This is a genomic window from Serratia sp. Nf2 (assembly GCF_003028435.1).
Lineage (GTDB): Bacteria > Pseudomonadota > Gammaproteobacteria > Enterobacterales > Enterobacteriaceae > Serratia > Serratia marcescens_L.
This window is the reverse complement of the sequence record NZ_PYTW01000009.1, coordinates 204012-228964: the sequence shown is the minus strand read 5'-3', so window position 1 is coordinate 228964 and position 24953 is coordinate 204012. Positions and strand designations below refer to the sequence as shown.

The 24953-nt window shown below is 57.8% G+C and carries 25 protein-coding genes and 1 tRNA gene; 16 read left to right on the top strand and 10 right to left on the bottom strand.

Going from position 1 to position 24953, the window contains the following annotated elements; genetic code table 11:
- Positions 1–55 precede the first annotated feature (55 nt).
- From C9411_RS19765 to C9411_RS19755, 3 genes are all read left to right on the top strand, one after another.
- Positions 56–370 carry a hypothetical protein gene (locus C9411_RS19765; RefSeq protein ID WP_016928271.1) on the top strand — a complete coding sequence of 105 codons (315 nt, stop codon included), beginning with the start codon at positions 56–58 and terminating at the stop codon, positions 368–370.
- 133 nt (positions 371–503) lie between these two features.
- Positions 504–1964: a TrkH family potassium uptake protein gene (locus C9411_RS19760; protein ID WP_107227742.1), complete on the top strand. Its 1461-nt coding sequence runs from the start codon at positions 504–506 to the stop codon at positions 1962–1964.
- Positions 1965–2116: 152 nt separating this feature from the next.
- Complete coding sequence (locus C9411_RS19755) at positions 2117–2917, top strand: DNA/RNA non-specific endonuclease (protein ID WP_107227741.1); 801 nt, start codon at positions 2117–2119, stop codon at positions 2915–2917.
- A 49-nt stretch (positions 2918–2966) separates the two neighbouring features.
- Here the strand turns inward: C9411_RS19755 and C9411_RS19750 are convergent, their stop codons facing one another.
- Together C9411_RS19750 and C9411_RS19745 are read right to left on the bottom strand one after the other, a co-directional pair.
- Complete coding sequence (locus C9411_RS19750; RefSeq protein WP_107227740.1) at positions 2967–6047, bottom strand: MexW/MexI family multidrug efflux RND transporter permease subunit; 3081 nt, start codon at positions 6045–6047, stop codon at positions 2967–2969.
- Between the two features lie 10 nt (positions 6048–6057).
- Positions 6058–7143, bottom strand: coding sequence for an efflux RND transporter periplasmic adaptor subunit (locus tag C9411_RS19745; protein WP_107227739.1), 1086 nt, complete (start codon positions 7141–7143; stop codon positions 6058–6060).
- Between the two features lie 145 nt (positions 7144–7288).
- On the opposite strand from C9411_RS19745, the gene soxR reads away from it, so the two are divergent.
- A complete protein-coding gene (soxR, locus tag C9411_RS19740; RefSeq protein ID WP_107227738.1) occupies positions 7289–7762 on the top strand; it encodes a redox-sensitive transcriptional activator SoxR in 474 nt (157 codons plus the stop codon).
- A gap of 41 nt (positions 7763–7803) precedes the next feature.
- On the opposite strand, the gene C9411_RS19735 is transcribed toward soxR, so the two are convergent.
- The 3 genes from C9411_RS19735 to C9411_RS19725 form a co-directional block, all read right to left on the bottom strand.
- Entirely contained in the window at positions 7804–8055 is a 252-nt protein-coding gene (locus C9411_RS19735; RefSeq protein WP_233221930.1) for a hypothetical protein, read from the bottom strand.
- A gap of 115 nt (positions 8056–8170) precedes the next feature.
- Positions 8171–8386, bottom strand: coding sequence for a hypothetical protein (locus tag C9411_RS19730; protein ID WP_016928277.1), 216 nt, complete (start codon positions 8384–8386; stop codon positions 8171–8173).
- A gap of 227 nt (positions 8387–8613) precedes the next feature.
- Positions 8614–8701 (bottom strand) — tRNA-Ser (locus C9411_RS19725).
- A gap of 229 nt (positions 8702–8930) precedes the next feature.
- Between C9411_RS19725 and yccA the strand changes: the two genes are divergently transcribed.
- Both yccA and tusE read left to right on the top strand, forming a co-directional pair.
- Positions 8931–9590 carry an FtsH protease modulator YccA gene (gene yccA, locus C9411_RS19720; RefSeq protein WP_107227737.1) on the top strand — a complete coding sequence of 220 codons (660 nt, stop codon included), beginning with the start codon at positions 8931–8933 and terminating at the stop codon, positions 9588–9590.
- 111 nt (positions 9591–9701) lie between these two features.
- Positions 9702–10031 carry a sulfurtransferase TusE gene (gene tusE / locus C9411_RS19715; protein WP_004928095.1) on the top strand — a complete coding sequence of 110 codons (330 nt, stop codon included), beginning with the start codon at positions 9702–9704 and terminating at the stop codon, positions 10029–10031.
- Positions 10032–10065: 34 nt separating this feature from the next.
- On the opposite strand, the gene yccX is transcribed toward tusE, so the two are convergent.
- Positions 10066–10344, bottom strand: coding sequence for an acylphosphatase (gene yccX, locus C9411_RS19710; protein WP_063989463.1), 279 nt, complete (start codon positions 10342–10344; stop codon positions 10066–10068).
- 91 nt (positions 10345–10435) lie between these two features.
- On the opposite strand from yccX, the gene rlmI reads away from it, so the two are divergent.
- Positions 10436–11626: a 23S rRNA (cytosine(1962)-C(5))-methyltransferase RlmI gene (gene rlmI / locus C9411_RS19705; RefSeq protein WP_107227736.1), complete on the top strand. Its 1191-nt coding sequence runs from the start codon at positions 10436–10438 to the stop codon at positions 11624–11626.
- A gap of 60 nt (positions 11627–11686) precedes the next feature.
- Positions 11687–12004 (top strand): heat shock protein HspQ, encoded by a 318-nt coding sequence (gene hspQ, locus C9411_RS19700; protein WP_033637900.1) that lies wholly within the window; start codon positions 11687–11689, stop codon positions 12002–12004.
- Between the two features lie 57 nt (positions 12005–12061).
- Here the strand turns inward: hspQ and C9411_RS19695 are convergent, their stop codons facing one another.
- Positions 12062–12475 (bottom strand): CoA-binding protein, encoded by a 414-nt coding sequence (locus tag C9411_RS19695; RefSeq protein WP_063989461.1) that lies wholly within the window; start codon positions 12473–12475, stop codon positions 12062–12064.
- 255 nt (positions 12476–12730) lie between these two features.
- Here C9411_RS19695 and C9411_RS19690 point away from each other — a divergent pair, with 255 nt between their 5' ends.
- Both C9411_RS19690 and C9411_RS19685 read left to right on the top strand, forming a co-directional pair.
- Positions 12731–13396 carry a DUF2057 family protein gene (locus C9411_RS19690; RefSeq protein ID WP_063989460.1) on the top strand — a complete coding sequence of 222 codons (666 nt, stop codon included), beginning with the start codon at positions 12731–12733 and terminating at the stop codon, positions 13394–13396.
- A gap of 122 nt (positions 13397–13518) precedes the next feature.
- Complete coding sequence (locus C9411_RS19685; RefSeq protein ID WP_015377363.1) at positions 13519–13977, top strand: methylglyoxal synthase; 459 nt, start codon at positions 13519–13521, stop codon at positions 13975–13977.
- Positions 13978–14010: 33 nt separating this feature from the next.
- On the opposite strand, the gene helD is transcribed toward C9411_RS19685, so the two are convergent.
- On the bottom strand, positions 14011–16065 hold the full coding sequence (gene helD / locus C9411_RS19680) for a DNA helicase IV (RefSeq protein WP_107227735.1): 2055 nt from the start codon (positions 16063–16065) through the stop codon (positions 14011–14013).
- Between the two features lie 166 nt (positions 16066–16231).
- Between helD and C9411_RS19675 the strand changes: the two genes are divergently transcribed.
- Positions 16232–16684, top strand: coding sequence for a YccF domain-containing protein (locus C9411_RS19675; protein WP_107227734.1), 453 nt, complete (start codon positions 16232–16234; stop codon positions 16682–16684).
- Positions 16685–16710: 26 nt separating this feature from the next.
- Positions 16711–18846, top strand: coding sequence for a YccS family putative transporter (yccS, locus tag C9411_RS19670; RefSeq protein WP_107227733.1), 2136 nt, complete (start codon positions 16711–16713; stop codon positions 18844–18846).
- Between the two features lie 4 nt (positions 18847–18850).
- On the opposite strand, the gene C9411_RS19665 is transcribed toward yccS, so the two are convergent.
- On the bottom strand, positions 18851–19507 hold the full coding sequence (locus C9411_RS19665; protein ID WP_063989456.1) for a TfoX/Sxy family DNA transformation protein: 657 nt from the start codon (positions 19505–19507) through the stop codon (positions 18851–18853).
- A gap of 229 nt (positions 19508–19736) precedes the next feature.
- Between C9411_RS19665 and sulA the strand changes: the two genes are divergently transcribed.
- Both sulA and ompA read left to right on the top strand, forming a co-directional pair.
- Complete coding sequence (gene sulA, locus C9411_RS19660) at positions 19737–20243, top strand: SOS-induced cell division inhibitor SulA (RefSeq protein WP_063989455.1); 507 nt, start codon at positions 19737–19739, stop codon at positions 20241–20243.
- 356 nt (positions 20244–20599) lie between these two features.
- Positions 20600–21655 (top strand): porin OmpA, encoded by a 1056-nt coding sequence (gene ompA, locus C9411_RS19655; protein ID WP_107227786.1) that lies wholly within the window; start codon positions 20600–20602, stop codon positions 21653–21655.
- A 101-nt stretch (positions 21656–21756) separates the two neighbouring features.
- On the opposite strand, the gene matP is transcribed toward ompA, so the two are convergent.
- Positions 21757–22215 (bottom strand): macrodomain Ter protein MatP, encoded by a 459-nt coding sequence (matP, locus tag C9411_RS19650; protein WP_107227732.1) that lies wholly within the window; start codon positions 22213–22215, stop codon positions 21757–21759.
- A gap of 210 nt (positions 22216–22425) precedes the next feature.
- On the opposite strand from matP, the gene C9411_RS19645 reads away from it, so the two are divergent.
- Both C9411_RS19645 and fabA read left to right on the top strand, forming a co-directional pair.
- Positions 22426–24174, top strand: coding sequence for a Lon protease family protein (locus C9411_RS19645; protein ID WP_074181189.1), 1749 nt, complete (start codon positions 22426–22428; stop codon positions 24172–24174).
- A 68-nt stretch (positions 24175–24242) separates the two neighbouring features.
- Positions 24243–24761 (top strand): bifunctional 3-hydroxydecanoyl-ACP dehydratase/trans-2-decenoyl-ACP isomerase, encoded by a 519-nt coding sequence (fabA, locus tag C9411_RS19640; RefSeq protein WP_107227731.1) that lies wholly within the window; start codon positions 24243–24245, stop codon positions 24759–24761.
- Positions 24762–24953 lie beyond the last annotated feature (192 nt).

Genomic DNA, 24953 nt, shown 5'->3' with positions numbered 1-24953 from the left:
GCACAGCGAAGGGAATAAGTCAGTGTCTAAAGATTTTGATGAACTAATAAGAGACATGGATCTTATTATTGAAAATGTAGACAGCTTCAAGGCTCTGGCTCCGCGCGCGCCCGAGCCGGCTCCGGCCCCGCCGCCGCCGGTTCATCACTACGACTCGTTCTGCGAGAACATCGCGCTGAAAGTGGTCTTGAAGGTGCTGCTGTCTTCGGTGGACAAGATAGTCAAAGTGCAAATCGCCAACAAGGTCGAGCAAGAGATCGCCCAGATCGAACAGCAGGTGGTGCGCGCCGGCGGCGGCCCGGTGTCGCCGGACGATCTGGCGCAAATGACGCACTATGTGCGCCGCACGGTCAACGACCTGCTGGAATAACGCCTCCCCGGCAGGCTCACCGGCCATACTTATTCGGCGATATGAATTTTTACGCTATTTTTATATCGCCTGCTTTATGCTTGATACACTTCAATAAATTGACACATTGTCGGCAGGCATTCCGAGCAACAGCATGGTCAGAACCAAACAAATCCTGGTCGTCATTCATCTTTGCAGCTTTTTGGTCCTTCTTTACAGCCTTTCGATGATCCCGCCCCTGCTGATGGGTCTGCTGTATAAAGAAAAAAGCGCCTTCTCATTCTTCTATACCCTGGTGGCCGCCGCCACGCTCGGCGGATTGGGCTGGTTCAGCACCCGCCAGTCGAAAGTGCAGTTGCGTACTCAGGACGGCTTTCTGATCACCGTGATGTTTTGGCTGCTGTTTTCCGTGATCAGCGCCCTGCCGCTGTGGCTGGATGATACGCTGAACGTCCGGCTGGTTGACGCGATGTTTGAGGGGGTCTCCGGCATCACCACCACCGGCGCCTCGGTGCTGAATGACGTCTCGAACGTGCCCAAATCGTTCCTCTACTACCGTTCCCAGCTCAATTTTATCGGCGGCCTCGGGGTTATCGTGCTGGCGGTGGCCGTGCTGCCGCTGCTGGGCATCGGCGGTGCCAAACTTTACCAGTCGGAAATGCCCGGCCCGTTCAAGGAGGAACGCCTGACGCCACGCCTGGCCGATACCTCGAAAAACCTGTGGTTGATCTACCTTGGGCTGGGGTTAGCCTGCACCGTCGCCTTTCGTCTGGCGGGCATGCCATGGTTCGATGCGTTATGCCACGGCATTTCCACCGTTTCGCTCGGCGGATTTTCCACCCGCAACGAGAGCCTGGGGTTCTACGACAGTTCGGCGGTGGAAATGGTCGGCGGTATTTTCTCTATTCTGGCGGCGGTGAATTTCACGCTCTATTTCGTGGCTGTCGGCCGCCGCAGCCTGAAACCGCTGTACCGCAGCCCCGAGCTGCGCTTCTTCCTGTTGATTCTGACCATCGTCGTGGCGATCGTGTGTATCGAGCTGTACCGCTCGGGCATGTACGGCGTCAAAGACGCCTTCGTGCACGGCTTTTTCCTCACCAGTTCGATGATGACCGACAACGGCCTGGCGATTGCCGATTACACCCGGATCCCATCCCACACCATCATGCTGCTGCTGGCGGCGAGTTTCTTCGGCGGCTGCGTCGGCTCCACCTGCGGCGGCATTAAAGCGCTGCGTTTTCTGATCATGTACAAACAAAGCCGGCTCGAAATCAACCAACTGGTGCATCCCAACGCCATGTATACCATCAAGGTCGGCAATGCCCCGATCCAGGATCGAACGCTGCGCTCCGTCTGGAGTTTCTTCTTTCTCTACGTACTGTTCACCGGCTTGTTTATCTGGCTGCTGAATCTGATGGGCTATGATCTGGTCACCGCCTTCGCCACCGTCGCCGCCTGCATCAACAATATGGGGCTGGGGTACGGAGAAACCGCCGCCGGTTTCGGCACGCTGAACGACGCGGCGAAATGGCTGATGTGCGCCGCCATGCTGCTCGGCCGCCTCGAGATCTATCCGATGCTGATCCTTTGTTCACGCGCATTTTGGCGTTTTTGATCGGCCAAACGGCGTGTAGGGCGCCGTTCCGCTCTGCCAACGCTGACACATTCACAACATGAATATGTTTCATTGTTGTATTCGTTTCACTGCGATAAGTTTAATCCACTGTAGATATATACAGTGTTTTTTAACTTATTGAGGATATGAATATGCGCTTTAACAACAAGATGTTGGCCCTGGCCGCCCTGCTGTTCGCCGCACAGGCGTCGGCCGACACGCTCGAATCCATCGACAACTGCGCGGTCGGCTGCCCGACCGGCGGCAGCAGCAACGTGTCGATCGTGCGTCATGCTTATACGTTGAACAACAACAGCACCACCAAGTTCGCCAACTGGGTGGCCTATCACATCACCAAAGACACGCCGGCCAGCGGCAAGACGCGCAACTGGAAAACCGACCCGGCGCTCAATCCGGCCGACACCCTGGCGCCCGCCGATTACACCGGCGCCAACGCGGCGCTGAAGGTCGATCGCGGTCATCAGGCGCCGCTGGCCTCGCTGGCGGGCGTTTCCGACTGGGAATCGCTGAACTACCTGTCCAACATCACGCCGCAAAAGTCCGATCTTAACCAGGGCGCCTGGGCGCGGCTGGAAGATCAGGAACGCAAGCTGATCGATCGCGCCGACATCTCCTCGGTCTATACCGTGACCGGGCCGTTGTATGAGCGCGATATGGGCAAACTGCCGGGCACCCAGAAAGCGCACACCATCCCCAGCGCCTACTGGAAGGTGATTTTCATCAACAACAGCCCAGCGGTAAACCACTATGCCGCTTTCCTGTTCGATCAGAACACGCCGAAGGGCGCCGATTTCTGCCAATTCCGCGTGACGGTGGACGAGATCGAGAAACGTACCGGCCTGATCATCTGGGCCGGTCTGCCGGACGACGTACAGGCTTCGCTGAAGAGCAAGCCCGGCGTCCTGCCGGACCTGATGGGCTGCAAAAACTGACGAAAAAACCCGCCGAGGCGGGTTTATTTTTCATACGGACGCCGGCGGTTTATTCCGTCAGCGCCTTTTGCGCGGCGGCCAACTCACGCTGCCGGGGCGACGCCACCGCGTGATCGCGCGCCAACAGTGTGTACACCGTCGGCAGCACAAACAGGGTGAACAGCGTGCCCACCAGCATGCCGGACACGATCACCAGCCCCAGGCCGAAGCGGCTGGCAGCCCCGGCGCCGCTGGCGAACAGCAGCGGGATCAAGCCGAACACCATCGCCCCGGTGGTCATCAGCACCGGCCGCAGGCGAATTTGCGCCGCCTGCAAAATCGCGGCGCGCCGCGTCAGCCCCTGATGCATCTGCAGTTCGTTGGCGAACTCCACCATCAGAATACCGTGCTTGCTGATCAGCCCGATCAGGGTCACCAGCCCGACTTGGGTATAGATGTTCATCGTGGCGTAACCCAGCGCCAGCGGCAGCAAGGCGCCGCAGATCGACAGCGGCACGGTGATGAGGATGATCAGCGGATCCTTCAGGCTCTCATACTGCGCCGCCAGCACCAGGTAGATGATCACCAACGCCGCCAGGAACGCGAACGCCAGCGCGCTGCCTTCCTGGGTATATTGGCGCGAATCCCCCTGCCAGTCGTGGCTAAATTCGGCCGGCAGCGCATTGGCCTGCCGTTCGAGAAAGGCCACCGCTTCGCCCATCGAAACGCCGGGCGCGGGAATGGCCTGCAGGGTGGCGGCGTTCTGCTGGTTAAACTGGGTCAGCTTGTTCGGTTCGACCTTAACGGCCACCGACACCACGGTGGAGAGCGGCACCAGCGTATTGTCCTGCGTGCGGACGTACTGCCGCGCCAGCGCCTGCGGCGTCAGCCGCTGTTCGCGCAGGCTCTGCGGGATGACGTCATAGGCGCGCCCGTCCATACCGAAGCGGTTGAGGTAGTTCTCTCCCACCAGCACCGCCAGCGATTCGCCGATGTCACTCATGCGGATCCCCAGGCTGTTGGCCTTGGCGCGATCGATATGCACCTCCGCCAGCGGGTTGTTGTAGTCCAGATCGCTGTCCACCACCATAAACAGGCCGCTGTTTCTGGCGTTCTGCTTCACCTCTTCCAGGGTGCGGTACAGTTGCGGGTAGTCCTGCGGCGTACGCAGCACCATCTGCACCGGCAGTCCGCCGGTGGAGCCCGGCAACGCGGGCAGTTGGAAGGCGAAAATGCTGGTGCCTTCGACGTCGTTCACCGCCCGCTGCAGATCGGCCTGCACCGCCGACGCCGAGCGCTGGCGCGCCTGCCACAGCGTCAGGTTGATGCCGCCGATGCCGGACGCCGTGCCGTCGCTGCCGTTGATGATCCAGCGGCTTTCGGTTTCCGGCATGCGGTTGTAAACCTCGTCCAGCTTGTAGGCAAAGCGTTCGACATAGTTCAGGTTGGCATGCTGCGGCGCTTTGATGGCGGTCAGTACGATGGCCTGATCCTCCGTCGGCGCCAGCTCGCGCTGCGGCATCAGGTACAGCAGCGGCAGACTGATCATCACCAGCAGCGCCAGCGCGCCGGTCACCCAACGGTGGTGCAGCGAAAAATCCAGCGCGCGCGCATAGCGCCGCGTCAGGCCACCGAAGAACCACTCGGCGGCGCGCGCCACGCGCCCTTCGCTCTGTTTGGCCGGCAGCAGGAGCGAACTCATTACCGGCGACAACGTCAGCGCCACCACGCCGGACACCACCACCGCGCCGGCCAGCGTCAGCGCGAACTCGCGAAACAGCGCGCCGGTCAGACCGCCCATCAGGCCGATCGGCGCGTAGACCGCCGCCAGCGTCAGGGTCATGGCGATCACCGGCCCCGCCACTTCGCGCGCGCCGATCATCGCCGCCGCCAGCGGCGTTTTCCCTTCTTCGATATGACGATGCACGTTCTCCACCACCACGATGGCGTCGTCCACCACCAGGCCGATCGCCAAAACCATCGCCAGCAGCGTCAGCAAGTTGACGCTGAAGCCGAAGGCCAGCATCAGCCCGGCGGCACCAAGGATCGACAGCGGAATGGTCACCACCGGGATCAGCACGGTGCGCAGCGATCCCAGACACAGGTAGATCACCGCCACCACGATCGCCAGCGCTTCGATCAGGGTGTGCACCACTTCATCAATCGAGGCCTGGATAAAGCGTGCGGTTTCGAACGCCAGCGCCATTTTCACGCCCGGCGGCTGCATCTTGTCGATCGCCGGCATCAGGTGACGAATGCCGTCGACGATCACCAGCGGGTTGCCGGTCGGCGTGGGGAAGACGCCGAGGAACACCGCCGGTTCGCCATCCATCAGCGCGCTGGTTTCCGTGGCCGCCGCGCCCAGCTCGACGGTGCCGACGTCTTTCAGGCGCACCAGGCCGTTGCCGTCGTTGCGCACCACCAGATTGCGAAACTCCTCCACGCTGGTGAGATCGGTATTCACCCGCACGTTGGCAACCACATACTGCCCTTTCACCTTGCCCGGTGCCGCCTGGTAGTTGTTGCGCCGCACCGCGTCGGCCACGTCGGCGGCGGTTAGGCCGCGGCCGGCCAGCCGATCGCTGTCCAGCCACAGGCGCATCGCCATTTTTTGCCCGCCGAACACTTCCACCTTGGCGACGCCATCGATAGTGGTGAACATCGGCTCCACCACCCGCGTCAGGTATTCGCTCAGCGCCGGCGTGGACAGCGTTTTACTGGAAAAGCCGACATAGGCCACGGCGGTAGCTTCACCGGCGGAGCGCTCAATCACCGGATCGTAAGCCTGCTCCGGCAGCTTGTAGCGTACCTGGTTGACCTTGGCCATCACTTCGGTCAACGCCTGGGTCGAATCGCGGTTCAGCGCCATGCGCACCGTCACCACGCTACGCCCCTGTACCGAGGAGGAAGAAAGGTAGTCAACGCCCTCGACGGACGACACCGCCTGAGCGATCGGCTGCGTGACAAAGCCCTGCATTAGCTCGGACGACGCGCCGGGATAGTCGGTACTGATGGTGATGGTGGAGTTTTCCAACAGCGGGTATTGGCGGATCGGGAGTTGGCTGAGCGCCAGCGCGCCGAACAACAGGATCAGGGTGCTGACCACCAGCGCCAGCACCGGCCGGCGCACGAACAGATCGGTAAATGTCATCGGTCTCTCCTCAAGAACCGGCCTGGGCGGCGTTCAGCGTATCCTGCGCCACCGGTTCGGCCGCCATGCCGTCGCTCAGCTTGAGCTGACCCGAGGTCACCACCCGCTCGCCTTCCTGCAGGCCGCTGACGATCTCGACGCGCCCGTCGTTGCGCTCACCCACGGCGACCGAAACCCGTTTGACCGTCATGCCCTTTTCACCCTGCTGCGCCACGAACACGGTATCGCCGTAGGCCGTGTAGGTCAGCGCCGTTTCCGGCACCGTCAACACCGCCACGCGCTGCTGCTGCGTGACGCGAATGCCGGCGTACATGCCGGCCTTCAGCAACCCCTGGCGGTTGGTCAACGTCGCCTGCACCTGCACAGTGCGGGATTTGCCGATCATCGGGTCGATAGCGGTAATGGCGGCGGGGAAAGCGCGATCGGGATACGCCCCAACCTGCACCGACATCGCCTGCCCCAGCGCCAGCCCGGCGCTGCTTTGTTCGTCCAGCGAGAAGTTGACGCGCAGCGTATCGGCGTCCACCAGGTTCGCCACCGCGTCGGCGGCGTTGAGGTATTGCCCTTCATGCACGCGGCGAATGCCGATGGTGCCGGCGAACGGTGCGCGGATCGCCTTTTGCGCGATTTTGGCCCGCGTTTCCTGCACCGCACCGAGCGCCATATCCCGTTCGGCCAGCGCATCGTCCAACTGTTGCCGCGCCGTGGCGTTGAGGTTCATCAGCTTGCGCATACGCGCCAACAGCAGATCGGCATTGCGCAATTGCGCCTGCAGGCGCACCAGCTCAGCCTGCTCGACCGCATCGTTGAGCTGCACCAGCAGCTGTCCCTGCCGCACCGTTTGGCCGGATTCAAACAAAATGCGCGTGATGCGCCCGCTGGTCTCCGCTGCCACTGCCACCTGGCTGGCCGCCTCCAGCTCGCCCACGCCGGCATAGCTGCGCGCCGCCTGTTCACGCACGGCAGGCGCCAGCGCCACTTTCACCGGCGGATAGGCCGGCGCGCCTTCGTTTTGTCGCGCGGTGGAACGCATCGCCACGGCGGCGACGGCGAGCGTCGCCAGCAGCGCGGCAATAATGAGGTATCGTTTCATCATGTAACGGTTTCTTCCTGATTTTACAGCCAAAGTCATCCTTCCCCCGACGCAGCGCAGGCAGGTGACAAGAGATGCCGGTTGCCAAGCCCGGCTGGCTGCACTATAAAACCTCAGGTTAACTTGAGGTCAAGCTGAGGAACGTGGAATGGCAAGAAATGAACCGATTGACACCTATCGGCTATTGACCGTGGGGGAAGTGGCGAAGCGCAGCGGTGTGGCGGTATCCGCGCTGCACTTTTACGAGAGTAAGGGGCTGATTCAGGCAACGCGCAACGCCGGTAACCAGCGCCGCTACACGCCGGTGGTCTTGCGCTACATCGAGGTGATCAAAATCGCGCAAAGCGCGGGCATTCCGCTGGAGGAGATCCGCGCCACGCTGGGCCGCTTTCCCACCGGCAGCAAGCTGACCTCCGAACAATGGGGGATTTTGTCCTCCGCCTGGCGCAAAACGCTGGATGAGCGCATTCAGCGGCTGACGGTGCTGCGCGACCATCTCGACAGCTGCATCGGCTGCGGTTGCCTGTCGCTCACCGACTGCCCGCTGCGCAACCCAAACGATATTTTGGGCCAACAGGGCGCCGGCGCGCATATTTTCGAACGCCCGACGGAACACCGGTGAACGAAGCAGGTTGCGCACCGGTTCTCCCAGCCCCGAGCCTCTCAGGGATAGATGATATTCAACGTGGCCGAGGTGTTGATTTCCCCCTGCGTGACGCCATCGCGCTGATAAGGGTAATAATAAGCCCCCATGCCGATGATGAAGTGACTGTTCAGGCTGCCGCCGGCGGCGACGTGAAACAGTGAGATGGCGCGATCGGCAGAGCCTTCCTGCTGCATATTCTGGCAGCTGATATTCAGCGAGAACGGCGTGTAGCCGGGTTGGTTGTTACTCAGCACCTGCGCCATGCCCATTTTAGGCAATCTGGCCGTCAGGCTGACGTTGAGGGGGGAGTAGAGAGGCAGCGAAGAAACACAATGGGGCGCACTCGTGGCAAACGCGCCCCAGATACCGGTTGGGCAGGGGGAGCTATTTTACCGACATATCCGTACGGACGATGCCGTGATTTTTCATCACCTCTTCCATGGTGAGATTCTCGTCGTACGGCGTATCATCTACCACGACGTCTTGCGGGCGCACATAAGGTTTGGTCGCACGCTTGAACATCCACCACCACACAAACACCAGGAAAGCGCCAGACTTCAGAAAAATCATGGTCCATAAGGCGACTTGATACCAATTCATCTCTGTCTCCATAGAGCATTAAGCGGAATAGATAAGGCGGCGTTGATTATCGCACCGGTCACGCCTGACAACAGCAGGCATCCGAGCGGCCGACCTTGATGAAGGCATAATCTCACCGATACGAGGCCCTTATCAATAGCCGATCGCGTTTCCTGCAAAAGCGCCCCAGTTTCTGCGCACGCAAAAGCAAAAAACCCCGTGCTCAGAGAGCACGGGGTCAGAATGTATGGCGGAGGAGCAGAGATTCGAACTCTGGAACGGTTTCCCGTCGACGGTTTTCAAGACCGTTGCCTTCAGCCACTCGGCCACCCCTCCGCAACGACGCGCACTATAAACAGACCTCATTCGCTTGTAAAGCCCGGGCGCGTTCAACCGCGCGAAAAATCGGCGAAGGTGCAACAAACGGCGAACAAACGCACATCCGCAGCGCCTGCTGTTGCAACAATGATAACTAAGGGTAAAGATTGGTAAACAAACTTTAATCAAGCGCTTGCGCTGCCTATTATCGGGATTATTTTGTGATGGCTTGATAAGAGAGAGCATTATGGACCGCATTGTCGTCTCATCTTCTTCGCGCGACTCGCTGCTCAGCACGCATAAAGTCCTGCGCAACACCTATTTCCTGTTATCCCTGACGCTGGCCTTCTCAGCCCTGACCGCAACCGCCAGCACGATGCTGGGTCTACCGGCGCCGGGTTTGTTGCTGATGCTGGTCGGTTTCTATGGCCTGATGTTCCTGACCCATAAACTGGCCAACAGCCCGGCGGGCATTCTGGCGGCGTTCGCGCTGACCGGCTTCATGGGATACGCCCTCGGCCCAATTATCAGCTCGTTCCTGAACGCCGGCGCGGGCGACCTGATCATGCTGGCGCTGGGCGGCACCGCAGCGGTGTTCTTCTGCTGCTCGGCGTATGTGCTGACCACCCGTAAAGACATGTCGTTCCTGTCCGGCATGATGATGGCCGGTTTTGTGGTACTGCTGGTGGCGGTGATCGCCAACCTGTTCCTGCAGATCCCTGCCCTGCACCTGGCTATCAGCGCGCTGTTCATCCTGTTCTCCGCCGGCGCGATCCTGTGGGAAACCAGCAACATCATTCACGGCGGCGAGACCAACTACATTCGCGCCACCGTTAGCCTGTACGTGTCGCTCTACAACATGTTCATCAGCCTGTTGAGCATTCTGGGCTTCGCCCGCAGTAACTGATTGCACGTTACGCATGCCTTCCTGGCCCCGCTCCGGCGGGGCTTTGTTTTTTGCGGCCGAAAAAATTTGCTAAACTGGCGGCCGTTCCGAATTATCCGTTATCGAGGCAGTATGTTGGAGTTTGAAGGTCAGGTTATCGACACTGACGCGCAGGGCTATTTGAAAAACAGCGCCGACTGGCATGAAGGCCTGGCGCCGCTGCTGGCCGCTCAGGAAGAGATCGTGCTCACCGAAGCACACTGGGAAGTGGTACGCTTCGTGCGCGACTTCTATCAGGAATTTAATACCTCACCGGCTATTCGCATGCTGGTCAAAGCCATGGCGCAGAAATACGGCGAAGAAAAAGGCAACAGTCGCTATCTGTATCGCCTGTTCCCAAAGGGGCCGGCCAAACAAGCCACCAAGATCGCCGGATTGCCGAAACCGGTAAAATGCATCTGACCGCTCCGCCCGCAGCGCCGCGGCAGGCGGGCATTCAATAGCGAATGCCAAACCCGGCGTAATCGGCCACGCCCTGCGGCTCCAGCAGCACGCGTTCGACGCGCGCGCTGCGCGGGCCGCCCTGTTTCAGCCATTCGACCAGCTTGTCCACCTGCGCCTGTGCGCCGCAGGCCACCACCTCGACGCTGCCGTCATCAAGATTGCGCGCATAACCGGTCACCCCCAGCGCCTCAGCCTGCCGCTGGGTGGAATAGCGGAACCCGACCCCCTGCACCACGCCATACACATACGCAGCTATGCAAACTTGTGTCATAATCGCCCCCTTATTCAGTTTTCGTTATGGCATTGCGTGCCTTTGCACCGCCGTGTCACTCTTTCTATCCTAGCTGGCAGCATTATTAATTATGACCGTACGCCTGTTTCTCGCCAAAGGACGTGAAAAGTCCTTACTCCGTCGCCACCCTTGGGTGTTCTCCGGCGCCGTTCAACGTGTTGAGGGTAAAGCCCTCTCCGGTGAAACCATCGATATTCTCGACAGCCAGGGCAAGTGGCTGGCGCGCGGCGCCTATTCGCCAGAGTCGCAGATCCGCGCACGCGTCTGGACTTTCCAGCAGGATGAAGAGATTAACATCGATTTCTTCATTCGCCGCCTGCAGCAAGCACAAAGCTGGCGCGACTGGATCGCGCAGCGCGACGGTCTGGACGGATACCGTCTGATCGCCGGCGAGTCCGACGGCCTGCCGGGCATCACTATCGATCGCTTCCAGAATTTCCTGGTGCTGCAGTTGCTGTCCGCCGGTGCCGAATACCAGCGCCCGGCCCTGCTTTCCGCTCTGCAGCATTGCTACCCGGAATGTTCGATTTACGATCGCTCCGACGTTGCGGTGCGTAAAAAAGAAGGCTTGCCGCTGGCGCAGGGCCCGGTGCTGGGCGATCTGCCGCCGGAACTGCTGCCTATCACCGAGCACGGCATGAAGCTGCTGGTGGACATTCAGCAAGGGCACAAGACCGGCTTCTACCTCGACCAACGCGACAGTCGCCTGGCGGCGCGGAGCTACTCTGCCGGTCGCCGGGTGCTGAACTGCTTCTCCTACACCGGCGCCTTCGCCGTTTCCGCTCTGATGGGCGGCTGCGAGCAAGTGATCAGCGTGGATACCTCACAGGCGGCGCTGGATATCGCCAAACAGAACGTCGAGCTCAACAAGCTGGATCTGAACAAGGCGGAGTTCGTCCGCGATGACGTGTTCCAGTTACTGCGCAACTACCGGGCTCAAGGCGAAAAATTCGATCTGATCATCATGGATCCGCCTAAATTCGTCGAGAACAAGAATCAGCTGGCCAGCGCCTGCCGCGGCTACAAAGACATCAATATGCTGGCGCTGCAGCTGCTGAATCCGGGCGGCATTCTGCTCAGCTTCTCCTGCTCCGGCCTGATGCCGACCGACCTGTTCCAGAAAATTTTGGCCGACGCCGCTGTAGATGCAGGACGTGATGTACAATTTATAGAGCAGTTCCGACAGGCTGCCGATCACCCGGTGATCGCCACATACCCTGAAGGGCTGTATCTGAAAGGATTCGCTTGTCGGGTGATGTAACTTGAAATGCGCTGCCTTGCCCCCATATATGAGCAAGGCATTGTTTCTCAGGAGGTCATCATGATTGCCAGCAAATTCGGTATCGGACAACAGGTTAGGCATAAACTGCTGGGGTATTTAGGCGTCGTGATCGATATCGACCCAGAATACTCTTTAGAACAACCCAAAGCTGACGAGATAGCGGCGAACGATGAACTGCGTTCAGCCCCTTGGTACCACGTGGTGATGGAAGACGAGGAAGGCCAACCGGTACACACCTATCTGGCGGAAGCGCAGCTGGATAGCGAAGCCCAGGAGGCACATCCCGAGCAACCATCGCTGGACGAACTGGCGGAATCCATCCGTCACCAGCTACAGGCGCCACGCTTGCGCAATTGACCGCGCCAAGACCTGAGAAACCCGAGAGGGCCCGGCATCGCGCCTGGCCCTTTTTATTTAGCGCTCCAACCCTAAGCGCGGGATTTCTATTTTCGGGCAGCGATCCATCACTACACGCAACCCGGCCTGTTGCGCCAGCTCTGCCGCCTGATCGTTAATCACCCCTATCTGCAGCCAGAGCGCCTTGGCACCGATTGCTATCGCCTCTTGCGCCACGCCGTAAGCCGCCTCCGAATTGCGAAACACGTCAACCATATCTACCGGCTGTGGGATAGCGGCCAGCGTAGGGTAAACCTGTTGCCCCAGCAGCGTCTGCCCCGCCAGTTTTGGGCTAACCGGGATCACCTGATACCCTTGTGCCAACAGATACGCCATCACCCCATAGCTGGGCCGCGACGGGTTATCGCTGGCGCCCACCAGCGCGATAGTGTTCACCTGCTGCAATAGCTCGACAATCTCTTGATCTTGCATCTTCAACTCCCGTTTATCAGTGCGCCACTCTTCGCTTCGAGTGTAACCGATCGGCATTCACTCGGTTAAACGCAATGCGAGGGAAACTTCATCGCAATCTTATGGTCAGAGGCTGTCGCGGTTCAGCTGCGCATGGTCGTGTCTAATCGCGATAAAATATGTAAAAATGTAAACAAAATACCCGATTGAAAAATTTTGACACAACCTATGCCGTGTTCAACACTTAGAGCTACGTCACTTTATAAGGAGATAATGATGAAATTTGGTCTGGTGGTTGCGGCGTTGCTCAGCATCAGTATGCCTGCCGCGGCTACGACCCTGAAACTCTCCCCGGACATCGACCTGCTGGTGGTCGACGGCAAGAAAATGACAGGTTCGTTGTTAAAAGGTGCCGACAGCCTTGAACTGGATGGCGGGCAGCACCAGTTGCTGTTTAAAGTGACCAAAACCGTACGTGCCGGCCAGCATACACAGGCCTATACGTCCCTGCCGCTGGTTGCCACCTTCAATACGCAAAAGATCAGCCAAGTGGCGATCGAACTCCCACGCATCGAGAACGATCGTGATGCGCAACGCTTTGACAGAACGTTGAATTATCTGGTGGTCGATAAAGACGGCAACGCCCTGCCATTCCGGCATGATGTGCTGCATCCCGACAGCGTCACCTTCAATACCGATTTGGAAAAGGTGATGACCGATTACAACCGCCAGAACCGCCCAGCCTCCGTTCCGACCTTTGTTCAGGTGAACGCAGGCAATCCCTCAGCCCTCGCGTTGGCCGGCACGCCGATAAACGCCCCGACGGTGACGTTGAAAGGTGAAAACGTGTCGGAGCAAATGCTGCAATACTGGTTTCAACAAGCGGATAAGGAAACCCAAAAGCGCTTCCTGCGCTGGGCCAATAAACAGCCGGTTCGCTGATCCTTCCCGGCGTCTTTCCCCGCAAAGGCGCCTTTTCTTCGCATTTTCAGGCGCAAACGCTAGGCAGTGAAAAACAGTTTCAGTAATCTGTCGCACATCCCCGATTAGCGAAGGACACCGAGATGGAATTGACCACCCGCACTATCGCCGCACGCAAACACATTGCGCTGGTAGCGCACGATCACCGCAAACAGGCCCTGTTGGAGTGGGTAGAAAGCCACAAGACCATTCTTGCGCAGCACCAACTGTACGCCACCGGCACGACCGGCAACCTGATCCAGCGCGCCAGCGGCATTCCAGTCACCAGCATGCTGAGCGGCCCGATGGGGGGCGATCAGCAGGTTGGCGCACTGATTGCGGAAGGCAAGATAGACATGCTGATCTTCTTCTGGGATCCGCTGAACGCGGTGCCGCACGATCCGGACGTGAAAGCGCTGCTGCGGCTGGCGACCGTATGGAATATTCCGGTGGCCACCAACCGCTCGACTGCGGACTTTCTGATCGACTCTCCGCTGTTCAAAAGCGAGGTAGAGATCGCTATCCCCGACTATCAGCGCTACCTGCAAGACCGCCTGAAATAGTCCTCGCGGCCTGGCTGCGGCCAGGCCTGATGCCTACGGTTTTTTCTGCACCGGTACGCCAAGATCCTGCAGGTGGTCGACGAACACCGAAGGGCGTTCACGATCCTGCAACAGCCATACCTGATGTTTGGCGCGCGTCAACGCGACATACAATAGACGACGCTCTTCGGCATCCGGGAAATCCTCCGGCGGCGGCAGTAGCACCTCTTCCAACACCGACTCGCGCGCCACGGCGGGGAAACCATCACGCCCTTCATGCAAACCGGCGATGATGACGTATTCCGCCTGCTGCCCCTTGCTGGCGTGGATGGTCATAAACTCCAAATCCAGCTTGGGCCAGCGGGTGGCCGCCTTCGCCAGCGCTTCCGGTTTCAGATGATGGTAACGCGCCAACACCAGGATGCGCTCATCCGGCTTGGCATAGCCGCTCAGTTTATCCAGTAGGGGCTCCAGCTGCTCGTGCGGCAGGATCGCCACCGACTTTTTATTGCCCTTACTCAGGCTGTTGAGCGGTTTTTTCAGCTGGTGCGGGTTTTGCTGCACGAACCGGTTGGCCACCTCGCCGATACGTTCATTGAAGCGATAAGTGGTGTCCAACGCGCACTGGGCACCTTCGCCGAAGTGGGTGGCAAAAGCCGTGGTTAACGTCAACTCTGCGCCACTGAAGCGATAAATCGCCTGCCAATCATCCCCCACCGCAAACAGGCAGGTCTGCTTGTTTTGCCGACGCAGCGCCGCCAGCAACAGCGCACGCTGCGGCGAGATGTCCTGAAACTCATCGACCAGAATATGTTTCCACGGGCTGACGAAGCGCCCCTTGTCGAGAATGTTGACCGCCTGATGGATAAGGCCGGAGAAGTCCATCGCCCCTTCCTCTTTCAAGGCGCTTTTCCAGGCTTTCAGCAGCGGCGCCATCAGCCGGATGCGCTTCGAAAACAGATCGCGGATGTCTTCATCCGCCTGCTCAATCATTTCCGCCTGGCTGCCGCCATACATGCGCATCAGCCCCAGCCAGCGTTCCAAGCGGCCCGCCAGCCGATCCGCGAGGCGTTTATCCTGCCAGAAGTCGCCTTCTGGCACTTCCCATTCCAGCTCGTCGGTCAACCATTGACGCCATCCCTTGGCCTGGGCTTTCTTCTCAGCGCACTGTTGGCGCCAATGGGTAATCAGCAACGCTTTGCGCGCGTTGGCATCGGTTTCCAACCGGCTGATGGCCGGGGCTTTGCGGCTGCCCTGTTGAATGATCTGCAGCGCCAATGCATGGAATGTCTTGGCCTGAATACCGACATCGCCCAAACGCGCTTTGATGCGGTCATTCATCTCCCCCGCAGCTTGACGGCCGAACGCCAACAGCAAGATTTGGCCCGGCTCCGCCTCCTGACGGCGCAGCAGCCAACCGGCGCGCGCCACCAGCACCGACGTCTTGCCGCTGCCGGCCCCCGCCAATACCAGGACGGAATCTTCGCCGTTGACGACCGCACGGCTCTGGGAGTCATTGAGCGGTGAGCTCTCGACGGTCTGGAAGAAGTCGTGATGTTGCTCCAGCATGCGATCGGTCCACTGCCGGTTGCGTTGTTCAACGCTGCGATGCCCCTGCTGCAGCCATTGCAGACACAGATGGTAATCAGCCCGGCAGTTATCGAATTCCTCCAGGCGCGCCACCGGCATCGGCAGCACGGAGAAAGCCTCACGGATTTGCTGCTGCAGCTTGCCCAGCTCAGACTTTTTGAACCATTTATCTTGCTGCTCAATGCGCTGAATCTGTGCCACCTGCTGTTGCAAGACGCCGGCACTGACCTCACTCATTTCGGCGCTCCACTGCTGCCACGCCTGCTGCAGATAGTGATAAAAACGCTGCGTTTCCTGCCATTCGGTGCCGTGCAGTCGCACCACTTTCTCGTCCGGCAATTCAAATTCCAGCTCACCCCAGACGATGCCACGCTTGCACCTGACCTGAATCAGTTGATTGAAGGGGATCAGGTATTCATGTTTTTCCCCGCTCACCTCAACGCCGGCGTGCAGCAACCGCACGCGGTTATAAGGATGCTGAGCCAGGTGTTTCCCCAGCGATGTCGCTTTAAGTTCCATATCGTCGCGCCATGACTATGTTGAGAGTAAATAACGGATATCTGCCAGTTTACCTGCGATAAGCAGTGGCACTCTAGCGCTAAAAAAAGGGTAGAATAGATTTTGCGTTTTTATCGTGAATACGCCCGCATCGCGGTTTGACCATCATTAGAGCAGAATGACGTCTATGCGTACTGTACTGAATATTCTTAATTTTGTGTTGGGCGGTTTCTTCACCACGCTAGGTTGGCTCATTGCTACGGTGTTCAGCGTGCTGCTAGTCGTCACACTGCCGCTCACCCGCTCCTGCTGGGAAATCACCAAGCTGTCGCTGGTGCCGTTCGGCAACGAGGCGATACACGTCGATGAACTGCACCCGGAGAAAAGCAATGCGCTGCTCTCCGCCGGCGGCTCACTGCTCAACATTATCTGGCTGGTGCTGTTCGGCTGGTGGCTGTGCCTGTCACACATCGCCGCCGGTATCGTGCAATGCGTTTCAATCATCGGCATTCCGGTGGGCATCGCCAATTTCAAAATAGCCGCCATCGCGCTGTGGCCGGTGGGGCGCCGTGTCGTCTCGGTAGAAATGGCTCAGCAAGCGCGTATTGAGAATGCTCGCCGCCACTATCATCAGCGTTAATTTTTTCTCCGTTTGAGGAGTTTTTTGTGCGTTCTTTTGCACCCGCAGTACGTCGTTACACCTACAACAGCAATCTGCTGTATCACCTGCGCATCCTTATTGCGCTGATCGGCACCACCGCCGTTCCCTGGTGGCTGGGCATTCCCAAGCTGACCATCCCGCTAACGCTGGGCGTCGTGGCAGCGGCCCTGACCGATTTGGATGATCGCCTGGCCGGCAGGTTACGCAACCTGCTGATCACGTTGGTGTGCTTCTTTGTCGCCTCCGCTTCAATCGAGCTGCTGTTCCCCTACCCCTGGTTGTTCGCCCTTGGCTTAACCACGTCGACCTGCGGTTTTATCCTTCTGGGCGCCTTGGGGCAACGTTACGCCACCATCGCCTTCGGCGCGCTGCTGATCGCGGTTTACACCATGCTCGGCACTGCTATGTACGATGCCTGGTATCAGCAACCGCTGCTGCTGGTGATCGGTGCTCTGTGGTACAACCTGCTGACGCTGGCGGGCCACCTGCTGTTCCCTATCCGGCCACTGCAAGAGAACCTGGCGCGCTGCTACGATCAGTTGGCCAACTATCTGGATGCCAAAGCCAATCTGTTCGATCCCGACGCCGAACGCGACGCCGACCTGCCATGGATGGATGTCGCGATGGCCAACAGCGCGTTGGTCGCGTTGCTTAACCAGACCAAAGCCTCGCTGCTGACGCGCCTGAAAGGCGATCGCGGCCAGCGCGGCACCCGCCGCACCTTGCACTACTATTTTGTCGCGCAGGATATCCACGAACGCGCCAGCTCTTCCCACGTTCAGTATCACGCGCTCAGCCGACAATTCCGTCACAGCGATATTTTATTCCGCTTCCAGCGTTTGCTGAGCATGCAGGCGCGCGCCTGCCGCCAACTGGCACAATCGATCCTGCTGCGGCAAAAATACCAGCACAATCCGCGTTTTGAGCCGGCCTTCAGCCGCATTCAGGAAGCCTTGGCACGCATCGCCGAAACCCAGGGCAATTCAGAGCAAACCAAGGCGCTGGCGCACCTGCTGAAAAACCTGCATGCGATCGATGCACAGCTGGCCAATATCGAGTCAGAGCAGACGCTGGCCAGCGGGCAGGCAGAAGAGAACAGCCTGGCCGACGATCGCTTAACCGGCTGGAGCGATATCCGGCTGCGCATCAGCCGCCATTTGACGCCGCAGTCGGCCCTGTTCCGCCACGCGATCCGCATGTCGGCGGTGCTGTGCGTGGGTTACGCCTTCATCCAGTTCACCGGCATGCAGCACGGTTACTGGATCCTGTTGACCAGCCTGTTCGTCTGTCAACCGAACTACAACGCTACCCGTCGGCGCCTGGCGCTGCGCATCATTGGCACCCTGGCCGGTATCCTGATCGGCCTGCCAATCCTCTATTTCGTGCCTTCACTGGAAGGGCAACTGGTGTTGATCGTCATCACCGGTGTCCTGTTCTTCGCTTTTCGCACCGTACAGTATGCCCATGCAACGATGTTCATCACGCTGCTTGTGTTGCTGTGCTTTAACCTGTTGGGTGAGGGATTCGAAGTGGCTGCACCGCGCGTTTACGATACCTTGTTGGGTTGCGCCATCGCCTGGGCGGCGGTCAGCTTTATCTGGCCAGACTGGAAGTTCCGCCAACTGCCGGCGGTGGTGGATAAAACGCTGAATGCCAACTGCCGTTATCTGGACGCCATTCTGGTGCAATACCACCAGGGTAAGGATAACGGCCTCGCCTACCGCATTGCGCGGCGAGATGCCCACAACAGCGATGCCGAACTGGCTTCGGTCATCTCCAACATGTCCGCCGATCCCAAGGCCGACAAGGAATTGCAGGAAGCCGCCTTCCGCCTGCTCTGCCTAAACCACACTCTCCTGAGTTATATCTCGGCGTTAGGGGCACACCGCGAGCGGCTGAATACCCCTGCCACACTCGATCTGCTCAATGATGCCGTGTGTTACGTGGACGGCGCCTTGCATCAGGAAGAACGGAACAGCCAGCGCATTGCGAAAGCGCTGGAACAGCTGGCGGAGCGCATTCGCAGAGCCGTTCCGGAACCTGAAAGCAAAGAACAGTTGGTCTTGCAGCAGGTGGGATTAATGCTCGAACTGCTGCCGGAGCTCACCGAACTCCACACTCAAATCAATAAGGCAACCTAATTATTCAGGGCCCACTCAATGGGCCCTGAACCACTGGCTCATGCCCATGGCGGCGCATCGCCATCGTATGATCGAACCAGCGCACCAGTTCGTTGCGCAATTCGGTCGGCAATGCCGCCTGATGATAACCGGCTATCGCGCCGCCCAGTGACAGCAGCACGCGCAGACCCAGATTGGTCTGCTGTTGCAGCAGGCGGAGATAGCTGCGTTTAGCGCCATGCAGCCGCAGGTCATAGGCGTTGCGGATCCCCGCTCGCCACAGCAAGCGCTCCATGTTGACATCTATGTTCGGCAACGCCTTCAATCTGCCGTGATCGCCGGCCTTGACCTGCTGCTCTCGGCGCGCTTCCCTGATGGCCTGCCAGGCCAGTCCCACCAACTCGTTGCGTTCCCGCCACAGCGACTCGTCAACCCAGTAATAACGCAAGGTGATGGGCGCTCCGCGCTTGGAATAGACCATATTAACCATCCCTCTGGCGCGAAAGGCCGGTTCCATGCTCGCCGTAGCTCGCAAGTACAATTCACCTTCCGCTACCACTGCAAACATGACCCCCTCGGCCAGCAGCCCATAGCCGCCAAACTGTGACCGCGTGGTGATGGCGCCCAGCGCCGCGAAGCAATTTTTAGCCTGCGCGATCCTCCGCGTCGACATCCTTTTCATAGCATTTCTCCTTTTTAGGTTCCGGTCGTATTATTTCTCTTATCAATGAAAAGAGTAACGTGAACAACTAATTAGGAAAATACGCACTATCTGCCCACATGCCAATCACAAAAAACACCGGTACAAAAAATGATCGCAATTATGCGAGCCGCTACGAAAATTTGGGTTGATCTTATCCGAAATCAGGGATACTGTATAAACATACAGTAACACGACGGGCGGGAACTTTATGCGTACTCAATCACTCTACCAACCTCATTTTAGCCATGGCTCTTTTACCGCAAACAGCGTTGCGAAGAATACGAATGTCGGCAAAGAGAATGGCTTGATCAGTGAACTTGTTTACAACGAGCGCCAGCCCGCAGTGGCTCAACTGCTGTTGCCCCTGCTGCAGCAACTGGGCAAGCAGTCTCGCTGGCTGCTGTGGCTGACACCGCAGCAAAAGTTAAGCAAGCAATGGCTACAGCAGTCCGGCCTGCCGGTGGATAAAATGGTGCAGTTGAGCCAAATCAGCCCGGTGAATACGGTTGAGGCAATGGAAAAAGCGCTGCAAACGGGGAACTATAGCGTGGTTCTCGGCTGGTTACCCGAACTAACGGAGGAGGATCGTCTAAAATTAAGACGTGCGGCAGAATTGGGTAATGCCTACGGGTTTATCATGCGTCCTCAACGTGACATTGACCCGACTCACGGACAGTGTTCCACCCTAAAAATTCACTCTTCTTTGTATCATTAAGTAAATTTAGGATTTTTCCCATCATTTTCGCACTCGATAAGCGGAACCTTTGCGGGGGAAGGCAAAAAGCGAGTCCGGCTGCGGTTTGGCAAGCAAAAACGCCCAATGAACCGCCGATTTTTTAAGCTAAGAATGTTAGCAAATATGTACGATTCCGCGTTTTTTTTTAGAGCCTTATCACATCACACTTGTAACTTTCGCGCCACGTTGTAGACTTTACATCGCCAAGGTTGCTCTATAACGTCAGAAAAACTGGCGAGTAACAAACGAGGGCTTAAACCTTGGCGAAGGAATTTAACCAAGGGCTTAAACAGCTTTAAAGCTCATTGCCTATTTGGATGATAACGAGGCGCAAAATGAAAAAGACAGCTATCGCATTAGCAGTGGCACTGGCAGGTTTCGCTACCGTAGCGCAAGCCGCTCCAAAAGATAACACCTGGTACACCGGTGCTAAACTGGGCTGGTCCCAGTACCACGACACTGGTTTCTACGGTAACGGCTACCGCGTAGACAACGATGCACGTAAAGACCAACTCGGTGCTGGTGCATTCTTGGGCTATCAAGCTAACCAATACCTGGGCTTTGAAATGGGTTACGACTGGTTAGGTCGTATGAAATATACCGGCCGTAACACCGGTTCCTTCAAAGCACAAGGCGTTCAACTGGCCGCTAAACTGAGCTACCCAATCGTTGACGATCTGGACATCTACACCCGTCTGGGTGGTATGGTATGGCGTGCAGACAGTGACGGCGTAGGCTCTAATGGCGGCAACCACGACACCGGCGTTTCTCCGCTGGCTGCTGTTGGTGTTGAATACGCACTGACCAAAAACTGGGCTACCCGCCTGGATTACCAGTTCGTAAGCAACATCGGTGACGCAGGTACCGTTGGCGCACGTCCAGACAACACCATGCTGAGCCTGGGCGTTTCTTACCGCTTCGGTCAGGATGACGTAGTTGCACCAGCACCAGCTCCGGCTCCGGCTCCAGTTGTTGAAACCAAGCGTTTCACTCTGAAGTCTGACGTGCTGTTCAACTTCAACAAGTCTACTCTGAAAGCAGAAGGCCAGCAGGCTCTGGATCAGCTGTACACCCAGCTGAGCTCCATGGATCCTAAAGACGGTTCTGTAGTGGTTCTGGGTTACACCGACGCCGTTGGTTCTGACCAGTACAACCAGAAACTGTCCGAACAGCGTGCACAGAGCGTTGTTGACTACCTGGTCTCCAAAGGCATCCCGTCAGACAAAATCTCTGCACGTGGTATGGGTGAAGCAGATGCAGTTACTGGCAACACCTGTGGCTACAAATCTGGCCGCGCTACCAAAGCTCAGATCGCTTGCCTGGCACCAGATCGTCGCGTAGAGATCGAAGTTAAAGGTATCAAAGACGTTGTAACTCAGCCTCAGGGCTAAGTTTACTCGCCTAATAAAAAACCCCGCTATGCGGGGTTTTTTTTCGTCCTCTTGTTGCCATAACATTCAAAGCCAAGCACCACTAAGGCGTTCTCACGCACTTACTCGGGATCTTTGCCAAGAATCGCCTTCAAGTCTTCTTTCAACGATGACATCTGGTTCGCATACTTTTCTTTGCGTTCAGCGTCTTCAATAAGCTGCACGACGGTTTCCGACAGCGTGACGCCGCGGCGACGTGCCAGGGCAGCCAATCGTTGCCAAACCAAAAATTCCAGATCGATAGATTTTTTACGCGTATGCTGATGTTCTGCGTTAAAATGACGTTTACGGCGGGCGCGGATTGTTTGTTTCATCCGGTTATCCAGTTCCGGATTCATATGAGCGGCAATCCATGCAAGTACCTTTACCGGCTCATTTTCCAGCTTCAGCAGCTCGTTAACCGCCTCCTGAGCAGCGCTGTTTTCAATGTAGCGGGTAATGAGTTCCCCTTCCCGGTGCTTCTTCACCAGGTACTTCCATTTCCAACCGCTCTCCAGATTTTCCAGTTGCTGATATTTCATCTTGAGCTCTTCAGTGACCGCGTAACTTCAAATAAGCATAACAGCTTTACGCCGAATTTCCCCGGCAATTAAGCCGTCTTTTAGACTGTTTTTTGCACAGTCACCGCGCGATGTCAAACTCCCTGATGCCAACTGGCACTCCGCATGTATCAAGCAGCCGTTATTCTTGTATAATCGCCCTTTCCCTTTTTAACGATTGCATCTAACACTTTGACCAATAACCGACTTGAATGGCAATCTTTATTGCCGGACGTAACGCCTTATCAGGCGATATTTGATACCGCCGCTCAGTTGGCACCCGTGCCCTTTTCCGCCATTCAGCCTCGGCTGGAAAATGCCCTGACGCTATTTTGCCACCCTCAATCACCACCGCGTTTCATGCTGTTGAAAGCGCAAGAAACGCGAGAGTATCTGGAACTGATCGCTCACGCCGTCAAACCACTGCTGCCGAAAAATACGGCATACTGCGGCAGCCACTATGTCATTCAGGATGGCAAGGTCAGCGTAGAACCGGCCAGCCGTGGCGATGAACCTTTTGCCGCTGGCGGCGCTTGCCTATTCCAGGAGTGGATCGAACCGGAACAGCTGTTTGGCTGCGTACGGATCCACAATGGCGACATTACCCTGCAGCCGGGTCTGGTGCACCAGGCCAACGGCGGCATTCTGATTCTGTCGGCACGTGCGCTGCTGGCTCAGCCGCTACTGTGGCTGCGGCTGAAACAGATGATCGGCCAGCGTCAGTTCCATTGGGTTTCGCCAGACGAAACCCGCCCGCTGCCGGTAGCCATTCCACCGATGCCGCTGGACCTGCGGCTGATCGTGGTCGGCGACCGTCACGGCCTGGCTGATTTTCACGATATCGAGCCGGAACTGAGTGAACAAGCGATCTACGGTGAATTCGAAGACGACCTGCAGCTGACTGAAATTGATGATATGGCGCAGTGGTGTGGCTACGTCAACGGCGTGATTGCCGACCTGCAGTTGCCGATGCTGGCGACCGACGCCTGGCCGCCGCTGATCGTCCAGGCGGTACGTTACAGTGGCGACCAGGGCATCCTGCCACTCTCGCCGGTTTGGCTTGGCCAGCAGCTGTCCGAAGCCGCACTGTATGCCGAAGAGGATCGCATTACGGCCAAAGCGTTCGAAGCGGCGTTAAATGCCCGCGAATGGCGTGAAAGCTATCTGGCCGAGCGTATGCAGGATGAGATCGAGCTGGGTCAGATTCTGATTGAGACCGAGGGTGAAGTGATCGGACAGATCAACGGTCTGTCAGTCCTGGATTATCCCGGCCATCCACGCAGCTTTGGCGAACCGTCACGTATCAGTTGCGTTGTGCATCTCGGCGACGGCGAGTTCACCGACGTCGAGCGCAAAGCCGAACTGGGCGGCAACCTGCACGCTAAAGGCATGATGATCATGCAGGCGTTTCTGATCGCCGAACTGGACCTTGATCAACAACTGCCCTTCTCCGCTTCCATCGTCTTTGAGCAATCTTATGGTGAAGTGGACGGTGACAGCGCCTCGCTGGCTGAGCTGTGTGCATTGGTCAGCGCCCTGTCACTGCAACCGATCACCCAGCAGATCGCCGTCACCGGCTCCGTCGACCAATTCGGCAACGTACAGCCGATAGGTGGCGTTAACGAAAAAATCGAAGGGTTCTTCGAGGTTTGTGTACGCCGCGGCCTGACGGGTAAACAGGGCGTCGTACTGCCCATGACCAACGTGCGCCACCTGTGCCTGCGTCAGGATGTCGTTGACGCGGTACGCGAGGGGCAATTTCATCTGTGGGCGGTAGAGAGTGCGGCGGACGCCTTGCCTTTGCTCACAGGTTGCCTCTACTCTGACGAACAACAGCCGAATTTGCTGGCGGCCATACAGGAACGGATTGCGCAGGTGAGCCTGCAAGAACGCCGTCGTCCGTGGCCGCTGCGCTGGCTCAACTGGTTCAACCACGGCTGATCGGACTTGTTCAGCGTACACGTGTTAGCTAACCTGCGTCCTTCATTAAAATAAGGCTTACTGAGAACATGGTAGATAAACGCGATTCCTATACGAAAGAAGACCTCGAAGCATCCGGCCGTGGCGAGCTGTTCGGCGCCGGTGGCCCACCGTTGCCGGCAGGTAACATGTTGATGATGGACCGCGTGGTCAAGATGACTGAAGACGGCGGGACTCACAACAAAGGTTATGTGGAAGCGGAGCTGGATATTAATCCGGACCTATGGTTCTTCGGTTGCCACTTTATCGGCGATCCGGTCATGCCAGGCTGCCTGGGCCTGGATGCGATGTGGCAGTTGGTCGGTTTCTACCTCGGTTGGCTGGGTGGCGGAGGCAAAGGTCGCGCGCTGGGCGTCGGTGAAGTCAAGTTTACCGGCCAGGTGCTGCCAACCGCGAAGAAAGTGACCTACCGCATTAACTTCAAACGCGTCATCACCCGCAAGCTGATCATGGGCGTCGCCGATGGCGAAGTGCTGGTTGATGGTGAAGTGATCTATACTGCCACCGACCTGAAAGTGGGCTTGTTCAAGGATACTACAGCGTTCTAATCACGCTGACGAGAAGGCGGCCACCGTCTTCTTTTCCAACGTTCGGCGCATGCCGTCACGCTATCGTGGCGGCATTTCTTTCTCTTATCGTTTAAAGACCATTCATCACCTTTAATCGTCCGCTATCGCAACGCCTTTTCCCTCCTTTCTCTGCCCTATGCTTATCCGAAACGACCAAAGCTACAGGCTCGT